A 21711-nucleotide genomic window follows, 5' to 3' on the forward strand; every position below is an offset into this window, starting at 1 on the left:
TTCTCATGTATGCTGTTTTACGCCGCTTATTATTTTGTTTGTCCCCTGAGCGTGCTCACCATCTGTCTTTAGTTTTAATCTCTCTGCTTGAACGCTGCGGCTTAAGCCGTTTGTTGGCACGTCCGATACCCCGCCAGAGCCGTGTCGTTATGGGAATCGAATTCCCTAATCCAGTGGGCTTAGCGGCGGGCTTAGACAAAGACGCTAAACATATTAACGGGCTGGCGGCCTTGGGTTTCGGTTTTATTGAAGTTGGCACGGTGACCCCTTTGGCGCAGCCCGGTAATCCGCAGCCACGTCTATTTAGGCTGCCGGAAGCCCAAGCGATTATTAATCGTATGGGCTTTAACAACCTTGGTCTTGAGCATTTGCTAGCTCAGGTTAAAGCCAGCGGCTTTACTGGGGTCTTGGGTATTAATATTGGTAAAAACAAAGACACGCCAGCCGAGCGTGCCGTAGATGACTATCTGCTTGGCTTGCGCAGCGTGTATCCCTATGCGAGTTATATCACCGTTAATTTGTCTTCACCAAACACACCTGGTTTGCGGGATCTACAGTTTGGACAACCTTTAATCGACTTGTTGGCGGCATTAAAACAGGCGCAATTGAGCTTGGCCGACACACACGGTAAATATGTGCCAATGGCGGTAAAGATAGCGCCGGATATGGCTGAGGACGATATCCGCAAGGTTGCCGAGGTGTTTGTTGAACAGGGCATTGATGGTGTTATCGCCACCAATACCACCATCGCCCGCGATGCTGTTGCCGGTTTACCTCATGGCGATGAGATGGGGGGCTTGAGCGGCGCGCCGGTACGAGATAGCTCAACTCGGGTTATTCGAATATTGGCTGACGCCTTGCAGGGCCGTCTGCCTATTATCGGCGTGGGCGGTATTAGCGACGGGGAATCAGCGGCTGAAAAAATAGCGGCCGGGGCGTCTCTGGTTCAGGTTTATACCGGCTTTATATATCGCGGCCCGGCTTTAATTGCCGAGGCGGCGGCCGCTATCGCAAAGACCGAGGCTGCCTAATGGTATTGAGTAGCGCTGTTATTGAGGCTTTTAGCGTCTCAGTGACCACTTTTTTTGCCACCATTGGCCCTATTGACGTCGCCGCTATGTTTGCTGCGCTAACGGGTAGTCTGTCGGCGAAGGAGCGCGCTCGTACAGCGCTTCGCGGGGTGTTGATCGCCACTGGGATATTGTTGGCGTTTGCGGTACTGGGGGAGATGATACTGAATGCCTTGGGGATCTCGCTGGCGGCGTTACGCGCGGCGGGTGGGGTTTTGCTGCTATTAATTGGCATCGACCTCGTCACGGTAAAAGGCAGTGGGGCCACCACGACCACCACCGATGAAGATTTAGAGGCTGAAGAGAAAGCGGATATTGCTGTGTTTCCCTTGGCGACGCCGCTGATCGCGGGTCCCGGTGCTATTGGTGCGGTGATTTTGTTAATGGCCCATGCCGAGGGCAATTTCCTGGAGCAGGGCGCGGTCGTTGTTGCTTTGCTGTTGGTGATGGCGATGACGCTGGGGTCATTGCTACTGGCGAGCCGTTTGCAAAATTGGCTGGGCGTTACCGGTATGCATATGATTAGCCGAGTATTCGGGGTATTGCTCTGCGCCTTGGCGATGCAGTTTTTGTTTGACGGTATTGCCCAAAGTGGTTTGCTGGCGGGTTTGGCCGCCAGCTAAGCAGGGTGTGATACGGGGAGGGGGCTAGCGTTCAAAGGGCTCGCCGATGCTCACAACCTCTGGGCCATCAAATTGCATTTTGGCTTTGCGGATGGATAAACTAAACAGCGGCTTTTTGGGTAGGCCGAGATTGCGCAATACCATTGCGAGCGGGTGTTTTTCACCGATCTCAGGCACTTGTCCGCCCAGTTTGAAACTTAAGCCCTCGCCTTCGGTAATGCCAATCGTTTTCCAAGCCTGGTTGTTGCGAATTGCCAATGACGGTGCTCGCTGAGGTTTAGCGACGGTTTTGCCGCCTGTTGGTGCGCTGATACTGAAAACGGCGTGACCTTCGTCATGAAACTGCGCGAAGGCAGTTTTCGGCCCAAAATCAATGTCGACGTGACAAACCCATTTTGGAAAGCCCCAAATAAAACGCCCAGCATGGGTGGTAAAGCCTTGATTGACGGGCATACGGTAGACAAAATTGCCAAGTTGGCCGCGCATCATTCGGCTTAATACACCAAAAAATGGCAACGGCTTGCTTTCGCCGGGCGCGGTGACTGGAAATACAATGGCGGCTTCGTTGTAGTCGCCTAAATCGTTTTCTCGGTAGTCGACGGCGAGTAATTGCATGAGCGCCTTGCCAGGCAGTATTTCAACAACCTTAAATCCGCTGTCGGCAATGAGTGCTTGCGCTTTAGCGGTATTGACCGTAAACACATTCATGAGCATGGCGGCGTTGTTAACGTTGACGGGTAGGGTGACGGTTTGCCCGTTTATTTGATATTCCCGCTCATGGGTTTTACTGCATAGGGTGTCTGTTACTTGCTCTTGCTCGGCAGCACTAACGCACTGCTCAGCGTATAAGATGCGGGTATCCTGCATTGGTCATGACTCCATTATTATAAGTTTATTCGTGTTTTGGTTTGTTAATTGAAGGTGATAAGTAATAGAAGTGTAACTTACAGCGCGGCACTATCTGATTACAATGGTGTTACTTTGATCGACAGTATTATTTTTCGGGCACTGGCCCGTAGAGGATTAAGGAAAAATGGCTAAAAAGCTTTCCAGTAGCGTCAGGGAAAAGGTGATGCAGGCCGCATCGAAGACGAAATTCTTAAGTGCGGCGGCCGATACCTCCGGTCGCCGCATTAGCTTGGCCGAGTTTGGTCTGAGGGGGTCGTGGCGGGTATTGCAGACAGCGTCGGCAGTCTCGCCTAGGGCGCTAAAGTGCCTGTTGCGCCGCCGTAAGCCAAGCCCGCGCGAGCTGCGCGAGCTTTTTGAAGATTTAGGCGCCACCTATATTAAGTTCGGCCAGTTTATTGCGAGTTCACCCTCTATCTTTCCAAAGGAATACGTAGACGAGTTCCAGCTTTGTCTAGATCAAACCCCGTCGCTGCCCTTTAATAAAATCAAACAGATCATCGAAGACGACCTTGGCCAGTCTATTGCCGAGGTGTTTGCTCATTTCGATGAAAACGCCTTGGCGTCGGCCTCTATTGCGCAGGTTCACGCTGCGCGCTTGGTCACCGGTGAAGACGTTGTCGTTAAAGTGCAAAAGCCCGGCGTGCAGGCGATTTTAACGACGGATATGAATGCGGTATACCTGTGTATTCGCTTGTTTGAATTGATTTTACCCAATACCGACAAAGACGCCGTAGCGGGCTTGGTAGAAGAAATGTACCAATCTATGATCGACGAGTGCGATTTTTATAAAGAAGCAGATAATCTAACGCAGTTTCGCACGTTCTTGTTGCAAAGCGGCAATAGTCATGTGGTTGCGCCAAAGCCCTATAGTCAGGCCTCCTCTCGAAAGGTGCTGACGATGGAGCGCTTGTATGGCACGGCACTGAATAATGACATGGCGAAGGGCGAGGCGGGGTTTGACCCAGCCAACAGCCTGTTTAACGCACTCAACACATGGTTTGCAAGCCTGACCCAATGTGCGTTTTTCCATGCCGACTTACACAGTGGCAATTTATTACTGCTCAATGACGGCAAGGTCGGGTTTATTGACTTTGGTATGGTGGGTCGCATTCAGCCTGAGGCGTGGCAGGCGATATTTAGCTTATTCATGGCGATTAGTGAACAAAACTATGAGCTGATGGCGCAATCGATGATTAGTGTCGGTATTACCCGTGAGGTAGTTGATGAAGCCGCACTGACCCGAGATATTCGTAATTTATTTGATGGCCTAAATGCCTTGGATCCCCAGACTGTTCTCGAAAACAAGCAAACTGATGGTATTACTTCATTGTTGAGTGAATTAGGTGACATTGCCAGAACCTACGGTATTCGCTTTCCCCGGGCGTTTACGATGCTATTAAAGCAGTTTCTGTATTTTGATCGCTACATGGAGCTGTTGGCGCCTGGCGCCGACATTTTTCAAGATGACCGAGTCGACTTCTATTTGCACTGAATCTAGTCGGCGAGTAATTTAGCTTGGGGCTTTGGCGATGATATCGCCTTAGCCTACATCCCAGTCAAATATCCTAATAATACGGAAAGACCATTCCAAGTCCCCATAAAATCAATCACTTCGGTGCATTAGCGGCATTTTTTTTGTAAGTAGATGACACTATTTTATATACAGCTACATAAGCAGTACAGTTAGCTTAATAGTGAGTCTGTTGCAGTTGAGCCGTATTTCATTGGTTCTCCTGTGTTAAGTGTCACCGGGACGGGGGTTTTATGTGCTGTTATTGGAATGACGACTGAATTGCGCCGTTTTTTAGTGACAACGAGCTTTGACCGCAAACTTGCGTGGTCGCTTATCGCCAGTACCTTTATGGCCGGTGGCTTGATTGTTGGCATGTGTATACTTTTAGCGGTAAATGTATCTAATTCTAGCCGACAAGAAAAATACCCTGTTATAGCGGGCTTACTCGGCCAAATGCTTGAGCAGGGCGACCTTAACGCCCTTGAATCGGCAATGCATAAGGTAGCGCTAGATACCAGTATTGCGGCGGTTTGCGCTTATTCTGGCGAACCAGTGACTAAGCTTTTGTATATGTATCAAACGGAGCAGGGGGGGAGCGCTTGTCTTCCAGAGTTAGCTGCGTTGTCAACGAATGATTTCCATGTTGCGGTGCCGAGTGCTCAGCATGCTGGCTTGCAGCTTGTGCTGCGTACTAATAATCATTACCTAAGTGATTATATTCACTCTATTTGGTGGTTGGCAGCGTTAATAATGGCGGCTAGCGTGCTTTTTGCTTTCGGCTTTTCTTCGTGGTTGGGTAGGCAACTACTGCTGCCAATAGTGAGCTTGCTTGAGGTTATAAGCTTGGTTCGCCGCAACCGCGATTATCGTTTGCGCGCGAATAAATTCGCTGACGATGAATTTGGGCAGCTCTGCGATAATTTTAATGACATGATTGCAGATGTGGAGCGTCGCGACCAAGAGGTACTTAATGCGCGCAGAGAGCTGGAATTACGAATTTGCGAGGTTGACGTCAGTAATCGCGAATTGAGTGGCACTTTACAGAGGCTAAAACAGACGCAGCAGCAGCTTATCAATACCGAAAAAATGGCGTCGCTTGGCGCCTTAGTTGCGGGTGTTGCCCACGAAATTAATACGCCTATAGGCGTCGGAGTGACGGCCGCGTCGACCTTGCAGGCTAATACCGAAAATGCCAGAACGCGATATGAGCAGGGCGATTTAACACAGTCAGCGTTGCGCCTGTATTGGGAACAAACCATATCAGCAACTAAGATGATTTTGGGCAATCTTGAGCGGGCGGCTGGCTTAATTCAAAGCTTTAAACGTGTCGCGGTGGATCAGAGTAACAGTGAGATTAGGCGTTTTAATCTTGGCGAATATTTGGGTGAGGTAATGCACAGCCTTTACCCGCAAGTAAGAAAAGCGGGGCTGAATTACACGCTAGAATGTGATGAGAATTTGATAATTCGCTCCTACCCTGGGGCTATATCGCAAATAGTAAGCAATTTAGTGATGAACGCGATTAATCACGCTTATCCAAACGGCGAAGATGGCAATTTAACATTGAAGGTTTGGGCATCCGAGGCTGGCGAAATATCGCTGCAGTTTAACGATGACGGAAGAGGGATTCCCGCGGAGCATTTGGCTAGAGTCTGCGACCCTTTTTTTACAACAAAACGAGGCAGTGGCGGCAGTGGGCTGGGTTTGCATATCGTGTATAACTTGGTAACTCAGCAGCTTTGTGGGCGAATCAAAATTGACAGTGAGATGGGGAAGGGTAGCTGTATAAGTCTTTTCTTTCCCCCGGACGTCGCTAAGGTAGGGTTATATGAGTCAGTTTGACGTAAACGATGGCGACAAGTTGCAATTTGCAGCGGAACCGACGGCCACCTTGGGTGATAGCGGTCTAGAGCCATGGAAGCTATTGTTGGTTGACGATGAAAAGGTGGTTCATTCGGTTACGCGTTTAGCCTTGGAAGGGTTTGAATTAGCGGGGCGTGGCTTACAGTTTATTAGTGCCTATTCTGCTGAAGAAGCCCGAGAGCAACTTGCTCAACACGATGATATCGCCTTAATCCTGCTCGACGTGGTAATGGAAACAGATCATGCCGGGCTTGATCTGGTGCACTATATTCGTCGGGAATTAAATAATAAGTTTGTGCGTATTGTGTTGCGCACCGGGCAACCTGGCCAAGCGCCTGAGCTGGAAGTGATAACGCAGTACGATATAAATGATTATAAAGAGAAAACCGAGTTAACTAGGCAAAAGCTCTTTTCAACAGTGTATACCAGCTTGTGTTCTTATCGAGATTTGATGGCCTTAGAGAATAATCGGCTTGGTTTACTGAAAGTCATCGAGGCCTCCGCCAATATTTTCGAGCGGCGTAATTTGGCTGCGTTTGCTGAGGGAGTTTTGCAGCAGCTAACCGCGTTACTTTATTTAAATAAGGACGCCATGCTAGTGCAGCCCTGTGGAATGTTGGCACGACCGGCAAGTAACGCATTAAATATACTGGCGGCTACCGGTTGCTATTCAGATTATGAAGGAACAGTCGAAATTTCAGCGTTTGATAGCGACATTGGCGATCGATTAGGTGCGGCAATTGCACAGCGCTCGAGCAACTATGGTGATAATTACTGGGTGAGCTACTATATTACAGAATCAGGCATGGAGCAGCTGCTGTACGTGTCGGCGAAGGATGTATTTTCAATTCCGGATATTGCAATGATTGAATTGTTTGTAAGAAACGTTGCAATAGCCCACGAGACAATCGCGCTGCTGGAGTCGAACAATCATGACTAATACCAATAGCAAAAAAATTCCAGATAAAATGGCAGGTAACGATGAGCTTATTCTGGCAAGCGAGCAAAGTACTATGCTGACACAGGATTCGGCGACAACAGCCAAGAATGCGTGGAAGGTCCTCATTGTTGATGATGAGGAAGAAATTCATGTAGTCACCCGTTTGGCACTTCATGACTTTAGTTTTGGTGGCCGCCATTTGGAATTTGTTAGCGCCTACTCTGGTGAGCAAGCGCGACAGATGATTCAAGATAATCCGGACACGGCGATCATCTTGCTCGACGTCGTTATGGAAACTGATAGCGCTGGTTTGGACGTGGCGAGGTTTATTCGTCAAGAAATAGGCAATCATTTTGTGCGTATTATTCTGCGCACCGGTCAGCCGGGTTTGGCGCCAGAGCGACGAGTGTTAAAAGTTTATGATATCAATGACTATCGCGCGAAAACGGAATTAACCCAAGATCGCCTTTTTTCGGTTATTTATACCGCGTTATCGTCTTACCGAGATTTAATTGCTTTGGCGAGAAGTCGTCATCAGCTTATTGGTTTGGTCAATGAAATTGAGCAGCTCTCGCATTTGGCCGCTCGTGATTTGCAAATGCCGCTGAATGAAGTGGTTGGCGCAATGCGTAAAATTGGCGCTAGGGTAAATGAGCTTCCACCAACGGGTTTGGCAGAAGAATTTCTCGATATCCGTGAAAATGTGTACGCCATGCAGTCAGCTTTAAATAAGCTAGTCGCGCTGACGTCGGTCGGTCGCTTTAATGAAAATCGGGAAATGGTTGACTGCAATTCTGTTGTCAGCGACGTTCTACTGAATTTGGATAGCGAGTTTCAGGCAAGCCATGCCAATTTACACTGCGAAACCCTGCCAACGGTTTTTGCTTGCCGTCGCCAATTGACACAGCTATTTCAGAATCTGATTGGCAATGCGATTCGCTATTCGGAAGGCAAGCCCCCTGAAATTTATATCAACGCGACGACACATGAACGAAATTGGGTTTTTTCAATCAGTGACGCCGGTATTGGCATCGCGCCAGAGCATCACAGCGGATTGTTTAACTTGTTTCACCGCGACAGTGGCGAAGGGGTGGTTAAAGAGTCAGGGGTTGGCTTGGCGATCTGTGAAAAAATAGTACGTTGGCACGGCGGAAAAATTTGGCTTGAATCTGAGCTAGGCAAAGGCTCTACGTTTTACTTTACTATCCCCTTGGCGGAATAGGAAAAAATAATGCGAGCAGAATTAGTGCTTAATAATCTTTCACACAGCCTTTTGTGTGTGGACCTCAATGGCCGTATTACTTATGTCAATGCGGCTACTAAATTGTTAACTGGCCTCCCATTAGTGGAATTGTTAGGCCAAAGTGTTGCGGAAGTACTGCCTTTTGTAAGTGTGTCGAACGGCAGAGCTTTGAGCGAGCAGTTAGTTGGTATTGGTCATTACGGCAAGCCGTTTTTAGTTGTGCTGCCGTCAAATATTGAAAATCGCTATTTAGCGTCAGTATCTGATGTGCTAGACGACGACGGTAGCAAAATTGGCTATAGCATTGCTATTACCAATGCTGCTAGCCAGGAAGAACTCTTTGGTGATGGTGAGAATGGCCTTGATCCATTGACTGAGCTAATGGGCCGAAAGGAATTCGAACGGCGCTTGGCCAATCTTGTTAACGATGCGGCGACGAGTTCTCGTACCCATGCTTTACTCTATATTGATATTGACCAGTTTAAGTTAATTAACGATACCAGTGGGCATGTGTCTGGTGATAATTTAATTAAAAATATAGCGCAGGCATTGCAGCTAGAGCTTTTTACCGGTGATATGTTATGCCGCTTGGGTGGCGATGAGTTCGGTGTTTTGCTCAGTAATGTCGACACCTTTGAAGCCCGTTCTGTCGCAAATCGTCTAGTGAAGGCAGTGAAACGCATGACCTTTATGTGGAGTGGTATCGCGCATAAAGTGTCAATTAGTATTGGTGTGGTGTTGGTAGACGAGTACTCACTAGACCGTGAAACCGTGATGAGTCAGGCCGATGTCGCGATGTATTCAGCGAAGGAGGATGGTCGTGGTCGGGTGCATGTTTACGATACGCGAGATAAGAAACTTAGCCGCTTGCACGATGATATGGATTGGGTGCATAGAATTAATAAAGCGCTAGCGGCCGACGATTTTTGCTTGGTAACCGAGCGAATTTTGCCGCTGGTGGATGAGAATCGACGCACAACATTGTATAACGAGCTGCTGGTTCGAATGCGCTATAACGGTGAAATACTCAGTCCAGGTCAGTTCATGCCCGCGGCAGAGCGCTTTGGCTTGATGCCTCAGATTGACCGTTGGGTAATTAAAAGCTTCTTCAATTATTTGCAGCGTAATCCTGAGTTAAATACGCAAAATGTGATGTATTCCATTAATATTTCAGGGCAGTCCCTGTGTCAGGAGTCGTTTTTAGAGTTCGTTTACCGCTGTCTGCGCCGCAGCACGGTTAATCCAGAGATCATCTGTTTTGAAATCACCGAAACTGTGGCGATCACGAACTTCTCGGTAGTTACTCGCTTTATTCACCGAGTTCACGAATTGGGCGGGAAGTTTGCCCTTGATGATTTCGGTACGGGAATGTCGTCCTTTGGCTATCTGCAAGAGCTGCCCGTTGATTTTGTGAAGATTGATGGGCTTTTTGTGCATGATATGGACAAAAACCCCGTTCACGAAGCCATGGTGCGGTCAATAAATGACATTAGTCATGTGCTCGGTAAGAGAACGATAGCCGAGTTTGTGGAGCGACAAGAAATTATGGATCAACTTCGCGCCTTGGGAGTTGATTATGCTCAGGGGCATTTACACGGCAAGCCGCAAGACCTTCTGGACGTAGCCTAAGCTTCTTTGCGACGGCGTAACCGCACACCGTGAATTGCTAGCTATCTAGACGGTAGGTACGCTTATCGCCGTATTGCCCCGAGTTTATGTGGCCTTATTGTTAAAAAAAACGGCGGTTTGGGCCATAGAGCATTACCCAAAGGCATGTTATAAGATTCTAGTATTAAATTAAGTCGGCCGTGAGAGCGTGTTGGCATTTTAAGAAATACAGGAATTTTGACTAATTTTGCAGTGAAATTTAGACTAATTTCGTTGATTTATCGATTTTTCGGCGTTTTATCGTGCCGGTAGTGCATTTGGAGTCATCCTAAGTCTACGTCTTGAAGATCGTTACTGTTTTACAGCAGTGTTGTTGATAAACTCTGTATGTGGTTTGGATGAATAGGGCAAATTGTGAAGAAACTAGAAAATAAACTGCGGCTTTCAACAAGTTATGAAGAGTGGAAAGCGCTAGCGAAAGAGCATGATCGCTGTTCTGGTAGAGAGCATTGGAAAAAGATTGATAAGACCAGCCTCTATGACTATGCGTCAATTCGATCGCGCTTGGAGCGGCTGCGTTATTTTCGCGAAAACAACGATAATATTGGTCTACTCTTTTCCTTGAATGAAGGTATTCATGGCAATATGGGCGGGATGGGTAAGCCCGTTCTGTATGCTAGAGCAAAATTTGGTACCAAACAGCTGGTTCACGATTATGTTGATGCCATAAGCGACTCACTTGATCATCTAGCCCAGCTTGATTCAGATCATCCCAGTTTTCTCGAGCGATTAGATTTCTTCAGGCGAGCTAATAAATGCTACGGTAAATCGGCGTTAATGCTGAGTGGTGGCGCGGTGCTTGGCAATTTCCACGTTGGCGTTGTCAAAGCGCTGGTAGAGCAGGATTTATTGCCGGACGTTATTTCCGGTTCAAGTGCTGGCTCAATGATCGCTGCGGTATTGGGCACGCGGACAGATGAAGAGCTAAAAGCTTTTCTTGACGCTGACAATTTGGGCAAGGTTTTACTGACCGAGGTTGCCTTGGTCAATGGTCGCTTGTCTGAGTCCTCGCCACGGATTAATCATCAGCTATTAAAAGAAAAAATCGCTAAGCTGATTCCCGATATTACCTTTCAAGAAGCCTTTGAGCGGACGGGGCGCCATATTAATATTTCTATTTCGCCTTCCGACGTCCATCAGACCTCTCGGCTTTTGAATGCGATAGCATCCCCCAATGTTTATATTCGTAAAGCGGTTCTGGCGTCGTGCGCGGTTCCCGGAATTTATCCGCCAGTCATGCTTGAAGCCAAAAATGTGCACGGTCACCCCCAGCCTTACCTCGCAACTCGGCGTTGGATTGATGGTTCGGTAAGTGATGACCTTCCTGCTAAGCGACTCGCTCGTCTGTACGGTGTTAACCACTTTATTGTAAGCCAGACCAACCCCATCGTGTTATGGGCTGTACACGACGCCAAGGCGGAAAATAGCGGTTTAATACCAGCACTACGTCAGCTGGGTGGACGCAGTCTTAAAGAAGTTTCTAAAGTCGGTAGTAGTGTTGCCAGAAAGTACTTCAAAAATTCACCTCGGGTGCGACGGATTGCCAATATTGTCTATTCCGTGATTAATCAGGAGTACACCGGCGATATTAATATTATTCCTCGATACCGCTTTTTTGATCCCCGCAAGCTATTGACTGAACTAAAGCCGGAGGAGTTGCAGTTCTTTATACTTGAGGGTGAGCGGGCGACCTGGCCCAAGCTGGAAATGATTCGTGCGAGTACGAAGATAAGTCGTAAGCTCAGTCAGATACTGGAAGTTTATGAGGCGGAAGAGTTTAGTCGATTGTCTCAGTCGAAGCCCCATCATCTCGGCGGGGAAATGACGCGGAGTAAGGTTCGCGCCTAGTTATTTCTAGGCTCTTATATGGCCTAGTCCGGTCTTTGTTCCGCACACAAACCCCAGTAGAAATACTGGGGTTTGTTGTTTCTGGGTTTGGTGTAGCGCTTGCTCGATATTCGGGCCTTTAGGTGCAGTATTGACTGTGTTGAATAAGCGAGGATATTACGTAGCGTGAGGCAATAGCTGATTGGTCTTGATCACTGGTGTTTGGTGGTGATAAAGGTATACTGCTTAATACCGTGGGGGGTATGTTGTTACTTGCCTCACGAATGACTTTTAAAGCAGATTTGCGCTAATGTTAGGAGTTTGTAGCGATGGTTGAAAGCACAGTGTTCACACCTTGGTTGGCAATAATTGGGGGCAGCTTAATTGGCTTGGCTGCTGTCCTGTTAATGTGGTCTAAGGGACGAATCGCAGGTATATCCGGTATCGTTGCTGGGGCGCTAAGTGAGCGCGGCGATGAGCGGACTTGGCGATTAAGCTTTTTGCTTGGGCTTTTTCTTGGGGCAATATTGGCCGCTTATTTCAGTGGTGCCCTGGAGGGCGTGCAGAGCGTCGCGTCGACGCCGGTGCTAGTCGTAGCGGGTTTATTGGTTGGTGTTGGCACCCGAATGGGCGGCGGTTGTACGTCGGGTCACGGGGTGTGTGGAATCTCACGATTTTCACAGCGCTCAATGGTTGCTACAGCGGTATTTATGGCGAGTGGCGCCGTAACGGTATTTGTTGTGCGTCATTTGTTGGGAGAGGGTGTATGAGCCGCTTATTTGTAGTGTTTGCGGGCGCTTTATTTGGCGCCGGAATTACCGTGTCGGGCATGGCAAATCCAGCTAAAGTCCAAAACTTTTTGGATATTACTGGGCAGTGGGATCCTAGTCTCGCCCTAGTGATGGGGGCTGCGCTCCTTATTACCACACCTGGCTTTTTCTTGGTGTTTAAGCGGCAAAAGCCCCGGTTCGCTGACGCCTTTGCTTTGCCAACAAAGAAAGATGTCGATACTAAACTAATATTGGGCGCGGTTTTGTTTGGTGCTGGTTGGGGTTTGAGTGGCTTATGCCCCGCACCAGCACTTGTTGCCCTATTGACGGGGGCAAGCTCTTTCCTGATTTTTGCGCTGGCAATGTTTTCGGGCATGTTGCTGCATAAGCAGGTGTTTGAGAAATAGTGTGCCAGACTGAATTGATAGGTTAAACTGGCAGTGTTGATAAAAATAATGCAATTTTTGAGGATGCACTATGGCTGTTAAATGTCAGTTTGACCGCAGTATTGATGAGGTTTGGGCATTGTTGTGTGACCCAGATTTTCGCGTAGAGCGCAGTATAGCGCTAGGTGAATTGAGTGCAGAGTGCGATGTGGAAGAGGATGGCGAGCAAGTCACGGTTAAAATGAGCCGAGAGGTGGTGCGCGAGTTACCGTCGGTTTTGGCTCGGGTGTTTAATGCCCAGCAAAGCTTGGTGTTTGTTGAAAATTGGCAGCCTAAAGACGGTGGCTGGGAAGGTAAGATGAGTATCGAGATTAAAAAGCAGCCAGTGCAACTGGGTGCAACAATGTCTTTGCTGCCGACGGCGTCGGGTTGTGAGTACATTGTGAGTCATCACTGCAAGGCGAAAATCCCCTTGGTGGGCGGTAAGGTCGAAAAGTACGTGCTGTCTCAGACCGACGATGGCGCTTTGGATGAGCTGAATTATCTGAAAGCGAAGCTAACTGCTTAGCCTTTAGGCTGCTATGGCTAGGTAGTGGCGGTGTTCGTCTAGCGCCGCCGTAATATCTGCAGCGGTGTTTAGGCGTTTAATTCGCTCAAATAATCGCTGCGCTTCTTGGTATTCTCTGCGCAAGTAACCCAGCCACTGTTTTATAGGTCCGCCGACATGGCGCGGTGCGCAATTTACAATGCTGTCTGCAAATAAAGCCTCAACAAGATGAAGTACTGCGGGCCAGGTGTCGCGCTTATAGTGCAAGCCTTCTGATGCTGATTTGATTTCGAGGGCGAGATCCGGCCGCGCTAGTAGTCCTCGGCCCAGCATCACATCTTCGCAATGGCTTTGGGCTCGGCATTGCGTAAAGTCGGTGGGGCTCCACACTTCGCCATTGGCAATAATAGGTATATTTGTGATTTTGTGTACTTGCGCAAGTTGGTGCCAGTGCGCTGGTGGTTTATAGCCATCCTCTTTGGTGCGGGCGTGAATGGTGATACCGTTCGCGCCCGCTTCGCTGATAGCGGCGATAATTTCAGCGAGTCGACTACTGTCCTTAAAACCAAGGCGAATCTTTGCGGTCACAGGTATTTCTTTAGGTACAGCCGCACGCATAGCGCTAATGATTTGGTGTAGTAGCTCTGGTTCGTCTAATAAAACTGAGCCGCCGCGGTGCCGATTAACGCATTTTGCGGGACAGCCAAAATTGGTGTCGATACCGGGAGCGCCTAGGCTGGCTGCGCGGGCTGCATTTTCAGCCATTGGCCCCGGGTCGCCGCCGAGTAATTGCAGGTAAGCGGGCACGCCGCTGGGCGTGAGACCGTTGTTATTAAGCTCGGGGCACAAGCGGTGAAATACCCGTGGCGGCAATAGCTGGTCGCTAACTCGGACAAATTCGGTTACGCAGCGATCTATGCCGCCCACAGCGGTAAGCAGGGCGCGCATACGGGCGTTAACAACGCCTTCCATTGGGGCGAGATGTAGTTGCATTACAGGGAGTCATTGCCCAAAAGCGCTATTGTACCTCAGTGGTGGGCCTACAGTAATTATCTGATACCGGTATTGTCTCGTATATGAGGCGTGGTTTGAACTTGGCTAGCGGAGGTTGATGTGTTGTTGAAGTGGCTTCAGGCATTGAGTATTGGTGGTGTGACGGCGATGTTGCTGATGATGCTAAATACTTTGTCCCCGGCGAATGATGCGGCGAGTGAAGAGGAGATGATTTTTAATGCCGATAATGCCAGTACATTTGGCGAGGAGCCTCAGCCACGTCGCAAGCTTCAGTTACTGACACTAGGTCATGACGAGGGCGGCGCGTTTGCCCAGCTCAAGATCGGCAGTGATGTACAGCAGCTGCGCGCAGGCGAGACTATTTTGCCCTGTGTGGTGCTTGCCAAGATCCTTGATGATTCTGTGCTAATTAATAATTGTGGCGGCTACGCTTTGTTGGCGCCGCTATTGACGTCTGCAGGTGACATATTTGCGCTCAATATTGAGCAATATGATGCATTAAATTTGGCTGAGCCGCGCATTGTCGATTTGCGGAATAATTCTGCGGCAAGGAAGTTGATCGCCGATTACCGCCAGCGTTTATACCAGCGCCCACTGTCTTTGCGGGGGGCTGTCGATATCGAGGTTAGGGTCGACCCTTTGGGTGAGCGGCGCTACTATTTGTCGCCGGGTAAAGATCAGGCTCTATTCGAAACGTTAGCTTTACGAGCTGGTGACCGAGTCGTTGCGATTAATGGATTATCATTGGCCAGCAGTGAAGCGCTGACAGATATATATGGTGTTTTAGCAAATATTGAGCAGTTGGCCCTCACTCTGGAGCGGGGTGAGCAGCGCGTGGTATTGCTGTTGCGGTTTTAAGTTGGGCCATTTTTACGCATATGCATAGCATACATTATTGAATTTACTTAATATTTGCGTCACTGATTCAATAGTATACTCGCCAGCTGTCGGCTCCGCGCACGAGCTGAGATAACTATATTACTATCGCTAGGCGCTTAAGCCGAAAGAGGAGATGTTTGTGAGCGAGTTTAAAAAATGGGAATGTGTGATTTGTGGGTTTGTATACGATGAGGCTGAGGGCTGGCCTGACGACGGCATTGCCGCCGGAACGGCTTGGGCCGATGTGCCAGAAGACTGGGAGTGCCCAGACTGCGGTATTAGCAAATTCGACTTTGATATGGTTGAAGTTTGAGCTATCGCTATTTTTTAAGCGTAATTGAGCCGGGGGTCGTGCCTGTGGGTGTCGCCCTCTGTTACACTCTGTGAATATTTGTGCTGCTAGGAAGATCTCATGAAGAGAATAATAACAGTGGTTGCTTTGCTCCTGTCGGTGGCTGTAGTCGCAGCCTGCGCGCCGGAAGTTGGTAGTGATGCGTGGTGTACAGCCATGGAAAACAAGCCCAAGGGTGATTGGTCTGGCAATGAGGCCAAAGATTACGCTAAGCACTGCGTGTTTAAATAGGCCTAGATCTGCAGTGCAAGTCGGGCACGCGCCTGTTTCGGGTGTCGCATATTACACAGGATGATGTAAGAAAAATGTCATATTATTCCGCTACTATTCGGCGCCTAGCCTTCTTTCAGGGGGAAAACTGAGACGTGGAGCAGTCTATGACATGGGTGAAAATGCTCACGCCTCGGTTGGCTAGCTGCTTAACTGCCCTAATAGCGGCTTTGCTTTTGGCTGTTCTTGCGGGCTTGTGTTGGCAGGTGGTTGCGCTTTTTCGTGGCGTGCAGCTACCGAGTGTCGGCCCAGTGGTCGCGACCTCGATAAGCAAATCTAGCGCCAAAAATTACGATGTGCAAAGTTTGCTGGCAGTACCTTTGTTTGGTCTGAGGCCGAGTAACGCGGTGGCCGCGACAGAAATTCAAAAAGACATTCGGCGCAGCGCTCTAAAAATTACTGTAATCGGCCTTGTGGCGGGTAACGATGAGCGCGGCGTTGCGGTGTTGCGTCACGGTAATAAAACGAAGGCCTATGGCATCGGTGAGAAAATTGAAGTGCCGGGTACCGTTACCTTACTCGCGGTATTGGCCGACCACATAATTATTGAGAACAATCGTAAACAGGAAAAAATCGAGCTAGATCAGAAAGCCGGTGCGACCGGTTTGCGGGCCGCCTCGACGAACAGCCGTCCAAGCAATGCGGAAAATGTCGATTTAAGCACTGCAGGAATTCGGGAATTAGTGGGTGACCCCCGCGACACCTTGCAAAACAGTCCATTGCAGTTAGTGCGGTTTTTTTCCGTGAACCCGGTTATGGATGGCGGCAGACTTACCGGTTATGAAGTGAAGCCGGGGCGGGATACACGCCTATTCTCGCAGCTGTCACTGGAGCCTGGCGACGTGTTGCTGTCGGTTAATGGCCAGTCGCTCTCCGATATGTCGACCCAAGAATTAATGAAAATGATGGAAAACACCAGTTCCTACGAGCTGCTGATTAAACGCGCAGATACCATACTCACCAAAAGATTTGATCTATGAAATCCTTGCTACTGAAGTTAAGCATCACATTTTGTCTATTTCTAACTGTCTCTGGCACGGCCTTGGCCGAGCGCTTTGAACTGGATATGCAAAATGTTGATATTGGCGAATTTATCGACACCGTCGCCAAGCTCACGGGTAAAACCATTGTGGTTGATAGCCGGGTGAAAGGTAAAATTACGGTGCAGAGCCATCGTAAGCTCGATGCCGATGAACTTTACCAAATATTTTTGTTACAGCTGGGTGTCGAAGGCTATTCTGCCATTGAGGTGGGTGACGGAATACTCAAGGTTATTCCCAACCAAGCGGCAAAAATTGAAGGCATAGAGGTGCAGCTCGGTCGTAATGCAACCGGCCGCAGCGAATCTATTATTACCCGTATCGCGCAACTGCAAAATGCCGATGCCGATGAGCTGGTTAAGTCGCTACGGCCGCTGGTCGATAATAAAGTTGGCGTCATCACGAGCTACGCTGACTCCAATATTATTCTGATTACCGACCGCGAATCTAATGTGCGGCGTTTGATGTCGATTATTAATGCGATCAACTCGGTTGATTCGCAATTGATGGAAACCGTGGTCTTAAAAAATTCCTCGGCTGAAGAAGTCGAGCGTATTCTTACTAAGGTTCTGTCGCAACAAACCCGTAAACGCGGTGCGTCCAAGCCGGTTGTCGCGGCTGATCCTCGCACGAACACCTTGATTTTGTTTGGCGACGATGAGGCACGGAGCTATTTGCGGCGCCTAGTGGTTGATCTCGACAGCGAAGTGAGTAGCCAGTCTAATATTCGCGTGCAATACCTCAAGTACGCGAAAGCGGTCGATTTAGCACCGGTGCTTAAAAGCATTAGCGATACCATTGTGAAAGGCGACCAGGCAGCTGGTCGACCAGCTGCCGCGGGCGACTCGTCGTCATTAATTAATATAGAAGCCCACGAACAAACCAATTCTATTGTGCTGTCGGGCAGCCCTCATATTATTACGGATTTGCTCTCGGTTATTCGCGACCTCGATATCCGCCGCGCCCAGGTATTGGTTGAGGCAATTATTATCGAAGTCTCAGACAATCGCGCTAAGGAACTGGGTGTGCAATGGTTGTTTAAAGGGGCAAATGGCGGCAATCAGCCCGCCGGTGGCATTAACTTTGGTGGCGGCGCCTCGGGTAGCAGTAGCACCCCTGGTATTATTAGTTTACTCGCCGGTGAAGAGGCGGCGGCAGCGGCCGCCAGCGGTGTACGTGGCGCGGCGATTGGTCTGGGTAAACTGCGCGATGGTGCTTTTAGTTTTGCTACCTTGTTAACTGCGTTAGCGAGCGACTCAGAATCGAATATCTTGTCTACGCCAAGCCTATTGACCTTGGATAACGAAGAAGCGTCTATTTTAGTTGGCCAAGAAATTCCGGTCATTACTGGTTCAACCGCAAGCTCCACCAATACCAACCCCTTTCAGACGATTAGCCGTCAGGAAGTGGGTATCAAACTTTTGTTTACGCCTCAGATAAATGAAGGCGACGCAGTGCAACTGAATATTGAGCAGGAAGTTTCTTCATTAAGCCCATCAACCAACGCCGCTGACGTCATCACCAATAAGCGTACCATTAAGACCTCGGTCTTAGTGAATGATGGCGCGACAATTGTGCTTGGCGGTTTAATTGACGACCAGGTGACAGAGCAGACTGCAAAAGTGCCTTTGCTCGGTGATATTCCGATTCTTGGCCGTTTATTCCGCTCTGACAGCACCAGCAAGGTTAAGCGTAATTTGATGGTATTTATTCGTCCCACCATTGTGCGCGATCAAGCCACTTTGTCGGATTTAAGTGCCCGCAAATACAACTTTATTCGTGCCGAGCAATTAGTGAAGGCGGAGCAGGGCATTAATTTATTCCCATTTACCGATCTCGCTGTGTTGCCTGAATGGACGGGTATGGATGCATCCCCGCCAAATATATTGCCCCATAAGCCGGTGCCGCCACCAATGTCGCCAGCCGAAGACGCCGTTGAAAAACGCCAAATTCAACCGTCATCAGATAAGCGCAGCGAGGTTCCCAGTGAGCGTCAACCAAATGACGATAAGGCAACTGCGCCTGAACTGCACGCCGATTGTGAAACAGAGGGCGATTGTGCCAAGGCCGATCTAGTAAGTGTGAACGAGGCTTCACACTGATATGTCGCAAACCCTAACGTATGCCTTCGCCCGCAGTAACCGCGTTCTTATTGAAGAGAATGCCAGCGGTGAATTAATGCTGCTGTGTTGCAAACAAACGCCACCGTCGGCGCTTGCCGAAGTGCAGCGGGTTATTCCCCAGCCCTTAGTATTTACGCTCTGTGAAGAAAAAGTTTTACAGGATAAAATTAATGAGACCTTCCAGCGTCAGCAGGGCGACGCAATGTCGGCAATGGGTGATATTTCCAGTGAGGTGGATCTCGATCGCCTCGCCGAGGAGATCCCCGAGTCTCAAGACCTGCTCGATGCGCAAGATGACGCGCCGGTTATTCGTTTAATCAACGCCTTATTTGGTGAAGCATTAAAGCGTGATGCCTCTGATATTCATATTGAAACCTATGAAAAAACGATGTCGGTGCGTTTGCGCGTTGACGGTATTTTGCAGGAAGTTTTAACCCCAAGTCGCCGTTTGGCGCCATTGCTGGTGTCGCGAATTAAGGTTATGTCTAGACTTGATATTGCCGAAAAACGGGTGCCGCAAGATGGCCGCGTTTCTTTGCGTATTGCTGGCCGTGCAGTTGACGTGCGGGTATCGACCATCCCCTCGAATTACGGTGAGCGAGTGGTAATGCGATTGCTCGACAAACAAGCAGCGCGTATCGATCTAGAGCAGCTGGGTATGCCGTCGCGCACGCTAGATACCCTTAAAGATCTTTTGCAGCAGCCTAACGGGATTATTTTGGTCACCGGCCCCACGGGCTCGGGTAAAACGACGACCTTGTATGCGGGTTTAATGGCCCTCAACGACCGGCGCCGCAATATTCTCACTGTTGAAGATCCGGTGGAATACGATATTGAAGGCATCGGCCAAACTCAGGTGCACGCCAAGGTCGGTATGACCTTCGCGCGAGGTTTGCGGGCGATATTGCGTCAAGACCCGGACGTGGTGATGCTGGGTGAAATTCGCGACCAGGAAACTGCAGAGATCGCAGTGCAAGCCTCTTTGACAGGGCACTTGGTGCTGTCGACTTTACACACCAATACCGCCGTTGGCGCAGTGACGCGCTTAGTTGATATCGGCGTTGAGCCGTATTTGATTGCCTCGAGCTTGAAGGGCGTATTAGCTCAGCGTCTGGTCAGAAAACTCTGCCAAACTTGCCGTCACCCCATTGTCTTAGACAAGACCGAAGCGCGGTTGTTGGGCGACCCAAAACTAGAAGGTCAGGGCGCCTTTAATGCGGCGGGTTGTGATGAGTGTCAGCATACTGGCTATCGCGGTAGACAAGGCGTGTACGAGTTGCTGGTAATTGACCGCGAGGTTGCAGAATTAATTCACAACCGTGCTGGCGAACAAGATATTTTACGTCAGGTTGGCGATCATATGCCGTCCTTGATGGGTGAGGGGCGGCGCCTTGTGTTAGACGGCCAAACTAGCCTTGACGAATTATTGCGCAGCGTACGCGAGAGCAGCAATGCCGGCCTTTGAATACCGCGCCCTAGACAGTGCTGGTGCCAATAAAAAAGGCATGATCGAGGCCGACTCCAGTCGTCAGGCTCGGCAGATGCTGCGTGATCAGCAGCTTTTCCCCATCGACCTAAAGCAAACTCGTGACAAGACTCGCGCCGATAATGCCCGCCGCAGCTTTGCTGGTGCGCGGGTTAGTATTGCCGATCTGGCTTTGTTTGTAAGGCATTTGGCGACCTTGATTCAGTCTGGTATTCCCCTAGAAGAAGCGCTGGCGGCAACCGCCAAACATACCCGTAAGCCTTATCTGAAGCGGGTGGTACTTGATTTGCGGGCGCGGGTGTTAGAAGGGCATTCACTCGCCGATGGTTTGAACGAACACCCTCGGGTATTTAATCCGGTGTTCCGCGCTTTAGTGAGTTCCGGAGAAAAATCCGGCGATCTGGGGCTAATATTGGATCAGTTAGCGGATTACACCGAAGACAGTCAAAAACTGCGCGGTGTTATTGTGCAGGCGGCTCTTTATCCGGTGGTGTTATTGTTTGTTGCCCTAGCGGTGGTTGGCGCCTTAATGACGTTTGTGGTGCCCAAGGTCACCGCCCAATTTGCTCACTATGATCAAGCCTTGCCGACGCTAACTCGCGTGCTCATTACCTTGAGTGACGGTTTAATTGCGAATTGGCTATACATTATTTTAGGTGTTATTGCGGTAGCGGTACTTGGCCGTTGGTGGCTGAACTCGCCGGAGCATCGCTTGCAAGCTGACAAGGCTATTTTGAAACTGCCTTTGTGGGGACTGCTGATGCTGGAGCTGGATGCCGCAAGGATGTTGCGAACCCTCGCGATATTGATGTCGTCTGGTGTGCCGTTTTTGGAAACCCTCAAAGTCGCTTGCGATACCTTGGGTAATACTCATTTAAAGAAAAGCATGGCGCTGGTGCGGGAGCAAGTGCGCGAAGGCAAAAGCTTTAGCCGCTGCCTTCAGGATGAGGCTGAACTGCCCCCGCTTGCGATTTATATGATTGCCAGTGGTGAGGCCAGTGGTGAAATGGAAGCCATGACACAGCGTGCTGCAAGCAATCTTGAAAGAGAGTTGCAGCAGCGGGTACAGATGTTTGTAAGCCTATTTGAGCCGCTATTAATAGTGGTATTGGGTGGGGTGGTTCTATCCATTGTACTGGCGATTATGCTGCCGATATTACAGTTAAATAATTTGACTCAGTTTTAGGA

The 21711-nt window shown here is 49.3% G+C and carries 20 protein-coding genes; 18 read left to right on the forward strand and 2 right to left on the reverse strand.

From position 1 onward, the window contains the following. Window positions 1–5: 5 nt before the first annotated feature. Together AZF00_RS06920 and AZF00_RS06925 are read left to right on the forward strand one after the other, a co-directional pair. The gene (locus tag AZF00_RS06920) at window positions 6–1031 is read left to right on the forward strand and encodes a quinone-dependent dihydroorotate dehydrogenase (protein ID WP_008247274.1); all 1026 of its coding nucleotides are present in this window, start codon (window positions 6–8) and stop codon (window positions 1029–1031) included. Further along, window positions 1031–1693 carry a MarC family protein gene (locus AZF00_RS06925; RefSeq protein ID WP_062383466.1) on the forward strand — a complete coding sequence of 221 codons (663 nt, stop codon included), beginning with the start codon at window positions 1031–1033 and terminating at the stop codon, window positions 1691–1693. Before AZF00_RS06920 ends, AZF00_RS06925 begins: the two co-directional genes overlap by 1 nt. 24 nt (window positions 1694–1717) lie before the next feature. Here AZF00_RS06925 and AZF00_RS06930 read toward each other — a convergent pair whose 3' ends face one another. Continuing rightward, window positions 1718–2560, reverse strand: a complete 843-nt coding sequence (locus AZF00_RS06930) for an acetoacetate decarboxylase family protein (RefSeq protein WP_062383469.1) — start codon at window positions 2558–2560, stop codon at window positions 1718–1720. A gap of 166 nt (window positions 2561–2726) precedes the next feature. On the opposite strand from AZF00_RS06930, the gene AZF00_RS06935 reads away from it, so the two are divergent. The 9 genes from AZF00_RS06935 to AZF00_RS06975 all read left to right on the forward strand — a co-directional run bounded on the left by AZF00_RS06935 (window position 2727) and on the right by AZF00_RS06975 (window position 13380). Further along, entirely contained in the window at window positions 2727–4094 is a 1368-nt protein-coding gene (locus AZF00_RS06935; RefSeq protein WP_197465721.1) for an ABC1 kinase family protein, read from the forward strand. A gap of 288 nt (window positions 4095–4382) precedes the next feature. Beyond that, window positions 4383–5957: a sensor histidine kinase gene (locus tag AZF00_RS06940; RefSeq protein WP_062383472.1), complete on the forward strand. Its 1575-nt coding sequence runs from the start codon at window positions 4383–4385 to the stop codon at window positions 5955–5957. Further along, window positions 5944–6918 carry a DUF3369 domain-containing protein gene (locus AZF00_RS06945; RefSeq protein ID WP_062383475.1) on the forward strand — a complete coding sequence of 325 codons (975 nt, stop codon included), beginning with the start codon at window positions 5944–5946 and terminating at the stop codon, window positions 6916–6918. The genes AZF00_RS06940 and AZF00_RS06945 overlap by 14 nt, the downstream gene beginning before the upstream one ends. After that, window positions 6911–8140, forward strand: a complete 1230-nt coding sequence (locus tag AZF00_RS06950; protein WP_062383478.1) for a sensor histidine kinase — start codon at window positions 6911–6913, stop codon at window positions 8138–8140. The genes AZF00_RS06945 and AZF00_RS06950 overlap by 8 nt, the downstream gene beginning before the upstream one ends. A 9-nt stretch (window positions 8141–8149) precedes the next feature. Beyond that, on the forward strand, window positions 8150–9790 hold the full coding sequence (locus AZF00_RS06955; protein WP_062383481.1) for an EAL domain-containing protein: 1641 nt from the start codon (window positions 8150–8152) through the stop codon (window positions 9788–9790). A gap of 393 nt (window positions 9791–10183) precedes the next feature. Further along, window positions 10184–11677 (forward strand): DUF3336 domain-containing protein, encoded by a 1494-nt coding sequence (locus AZF00_RS06960; RefSeq protein WP_008247286.1) that lies wholly within the window; start codon window positions 10184–10186, stop codon window positions 11675–11677. Window positions 11678–11985: 308 nt separating this feature from the next. Next, on the forward strand, window positions 11986–12426 hold the full coding sequence (locus tag AZF00_RS06965) for a YeeE/YedE family protein (RefSeq protein ID WP_008247287.1): 441 nt from the start codon (window positions 11986–11988) through the stop codon (window positions 12424–12426). Beyond that, a complete protein-coding gene (locus AZF00_RS06970; RefSeq protein ID WP_062383485.1) occupies window positions 12423–12833 on the forward strand; it encodes a DUF6691 family protein in 411 nt (136 codons plus the stop codon). Before AZF00_RS06965 ends, AZF00_RS06970 begins: the two co-directional genes overlap by 4 nt. Window positions 12834–12903: 70 nt before the next feature. After that, entirely contained in the window at window positions 12904–13380 is a 477-nt protein-coding gene (locus AZF00_RS06975; protein ID WP_008247289.1) for a DUF2505 domain-containing protein, read from the forward strand. Between the two features lie 3 nt (window positions 13381–13383). On the opposite strand, the gene AZF00_RS06980 is transcribed toward AZF00_RS06975, so the two are convergent. Beyond that, window positions 13384–14352: a tRNA-dihydrouridine synthase gene (locus tag AZF00_RS06980; protein WP_062383488.1), complete on the reverse strand. Its 969-nt coding sequence runs from the start codon at window positions 14350–14352 to the stop codon at window positions 13384–13386. A 120-nt stretch (window positions 14353–14472) separates the two neighbouring features. Here AZF00_RS06980 and AZF00_RS06985 point away from each other — a divergent pair, with 120 nt between their 5' ends. The 7 genes from AZF00_RS06985 (at window position 14473) to gspF (ending at window position 21709) form a co-directional block, all read left to right on the forward strand. Next, the gene (locus tag AZF00_RS06985) at window positions 14473–15231 is read left to right on the forward strand and encodes a hypothetical protein (protein WP_062383492.1); all 759 of its coding nucleotides are present in this window, start codon (window positions 14473–14475) and stop codon (window positions 15229–15231) included. A gap of 154 nt (window positions 15232–15385) precedes the next feature. Next, a complete protein-coding gene (locus tag AZF00_RS06990; protein ID WP_040802670.1) occupies window positions 15386–15565 on the forward strand; it encodes a rubredoxin in 180 nt (59 codons plus the stop codon). Window positions 15566–15664: 99 nt separating this feature from the next. Beyond that, a complete protein-coding gene (locus AZF00_RS19145) occupies window positions 15665–15835 on the forward strand; it encodes a DUF3012 domain-containing protein (protein WP_008247297.1) in 171 nt (56 codons plus the stop codon). A 146-nt stretch (window positions 15836–15981) separates the two neighbouring features. Further along, the gene (gspC, locus tag AZF00_RS06995) at window positions 15982–16854 is read left to right on the forward strand and encodes a type II secretion system protein GspC (RefSeq protein WP_008247300.1); all 873 of its coding nucleotides are present in this window, start codon (window positions 15982–15984) and stop codon (window positions 16852–16854) included. Beyond that, on the forward strand, window positions 16851–19016 hold the full coding sequence (gene gspD / locus AZF00_RS07000) for a type II secretion system secretin GspD (protein WP_008247301.1): 2166 nt from the start codon (window positions 16851–16853) through the stop codon (window positions 19014–19016). The genes gspC and gspD overlap by 4 nt, the downstream gene beginning before the upstream one ends. Before the next feature lies 1 nt (window position 19017). Further along, complete coding sequence (gene gspE / locus AZF00_RS07005; protein WP_008247303.1) at window positions 19018–20502, forward strand: type II secretion system ATPase GspE; 1485 nt, start codon at window positions 19018–19020, stop codon at window positions 20500–20502. Beyond that, window positions 20489–21709, forward strand: a complete 1221-nt coding sequence (gene gspF / locus AZF00_RS07010) for a type II secretion system inner membrane protein GspF (RefSeq protein WP_008247306.1) — start codon at window positions 20489–20491, stop codon at window positions 21707–21709. The genes gspE and gspF overlap by 14 nt, the downstream gene beginning before the upstream one ends. The last annotated feature ends 2 nt before the right edge of the window (window positions 21710–21711 follow it).

Origin of the sequence: Zhongshania aliphaticivorans, assembly GCF_001586255.1 — a bacterium.
Taxonomy (GTDB): domain Bacteria; phylum Pseudomonadota; class Gammaproteobacteria; order Pseudomonadales; family Spongiibacteraceae; genus Spongiibacter; species Spongiibacter aliphaticivorans.

What these genes read in the sequence shown, in the direction of transcription:
- AZF00_RS06920 (WP_008247274.1), top strand. Translation starts at nt 6, where the DNA reads ATGTATGCTGTTTTACGCCGCTTATTATTTTGTTTGTCCCCTGAGCGT.
- AZF00_RS06925 (WP_062383466.1), top strand. Translation starts at nt 1,031, where the DNA reads ATGGTATTGAGTAGCGCTGTTATTGAGGCTTTTAGCGTCTCAGTGACC.
- AZF00_RS06930 (WP_062383469.1), bottom strand. Translation starts at nt 2,560, where the DNA reads ATGCAGGATACCCGCATCTTATACGCTGAGCAGTGCGTTAGTGCTGCC.
- AZF00_RS06935 (WP_197465721.1), top strand. Translation starts at nt 2,727, where the DNA reads ATGGCTAAAAAGCTTTCCAGTAGCGTCAGGGAAAAGGTGATGCAGGCC.
- AZF00_RS06940 (WP_062383472.1), top strand. Translation starts at nt 4,383, where the DNA reads ATGACGACTGAATTGCGCCGTTTTTTAGTGACAACGAGCTTTGACCGC.
- AZF00_RS06945 (WP_062383475.1), top strand. Translation starts at nt 5,944, where the DNA reads ATGAGTCAGTTTGACGTAAACGATGGCGACAAGTTGCAATTTGCAGCG.
- AZF00_RS06950 (WP_062383478.1), top strand. Translation starts at nt 6,911, where the DNA reads ATGACTAATACCAATAGCAAAAAAATTCCAGATAAAATGGCAGGTAAC.
- AZF00_RS06955 (WP_062383481.1), top strand. Translation starts at nt 8,150, where the DNA reads ATGCGAGCAGAATTAGTGCTTAATAATCTTTCACACAGCCTTTTGTGT.
- AZF00_RS06965 (WP_008247287.1), top strand. Translation starts at nt 11,986, where the DNA reads ATGGTTGAAAGCACAGTGTTCACACCTTGGTTGGCAATAATTGGGGGC.
- AZF00_RS06970 (WP_062383485.1), top strand. Translation starts at nt 12,423, where the DNA reads ATGAGCCGCTTATTTGTAGTGTTTGCGGGCGCTTTATTTGGCGCCGGA.
- AZF00_RS06975 (WP_008247289.1), top strand. Translation starts at nt 12,904, where the DNA reads ATGGCTGTTAAATGTCAGTTTGACCGCAGTATTGATGAGGTTTGGGCA.
- AZF00_RS06980 (WP_062383488.1), bottom strand. Translation starts at nt 14,352, where the DNA reads ATGCAACTACATCTCGCCCCAATGGAAGGCGTTGTTAACGCCCGTATG.
- AZF00_RS06990 (WP_040802670.1), top strand. Translation starts at nt 15,386, where the DNA reads ATGTTTGTGAGCGAGTTTAAAAAATGGGAATGTGTGATTTGTGGGTTT.
- AZF00_RS19145 (WP_008247297.1), top strand. Translation starts at nt 15,665, where the DNA reads ATGAAGAGAATAATAACAGTGGTTGCTTTGCTCCTGTCGGTGGCTGTA.
- gspC (WP_008247300.1), top strand. Translation starts at nt 15,982, where the DNA reads ATGACATGGGTGAAAATGCTCACGCCTCGGTTGGCTAGCTGCTTAACT.
- gspD (WP_008247301.1), top strand. Translation starts at nt 16,851, where the DNA reads ATGAAATCCTTGCTACTGAAGTTAAGCATCACATTTTGTCTATTTCTA.
- gspE (WP_008247303.1), top strand. Translation starts at nt 19,018, where the DNA reads ATGTCGCAAACCCTAACGTATGCCTTCGCCCGCAGTAACCGCGTTCTT.
- gspF (WP_008247306.1), top strand. Translation starts at nt 20,489, where the DNA reads ATGCCGGCCTTTGAATACCGCGCCCTAGACAGTGCTGGTGCCAATAAA.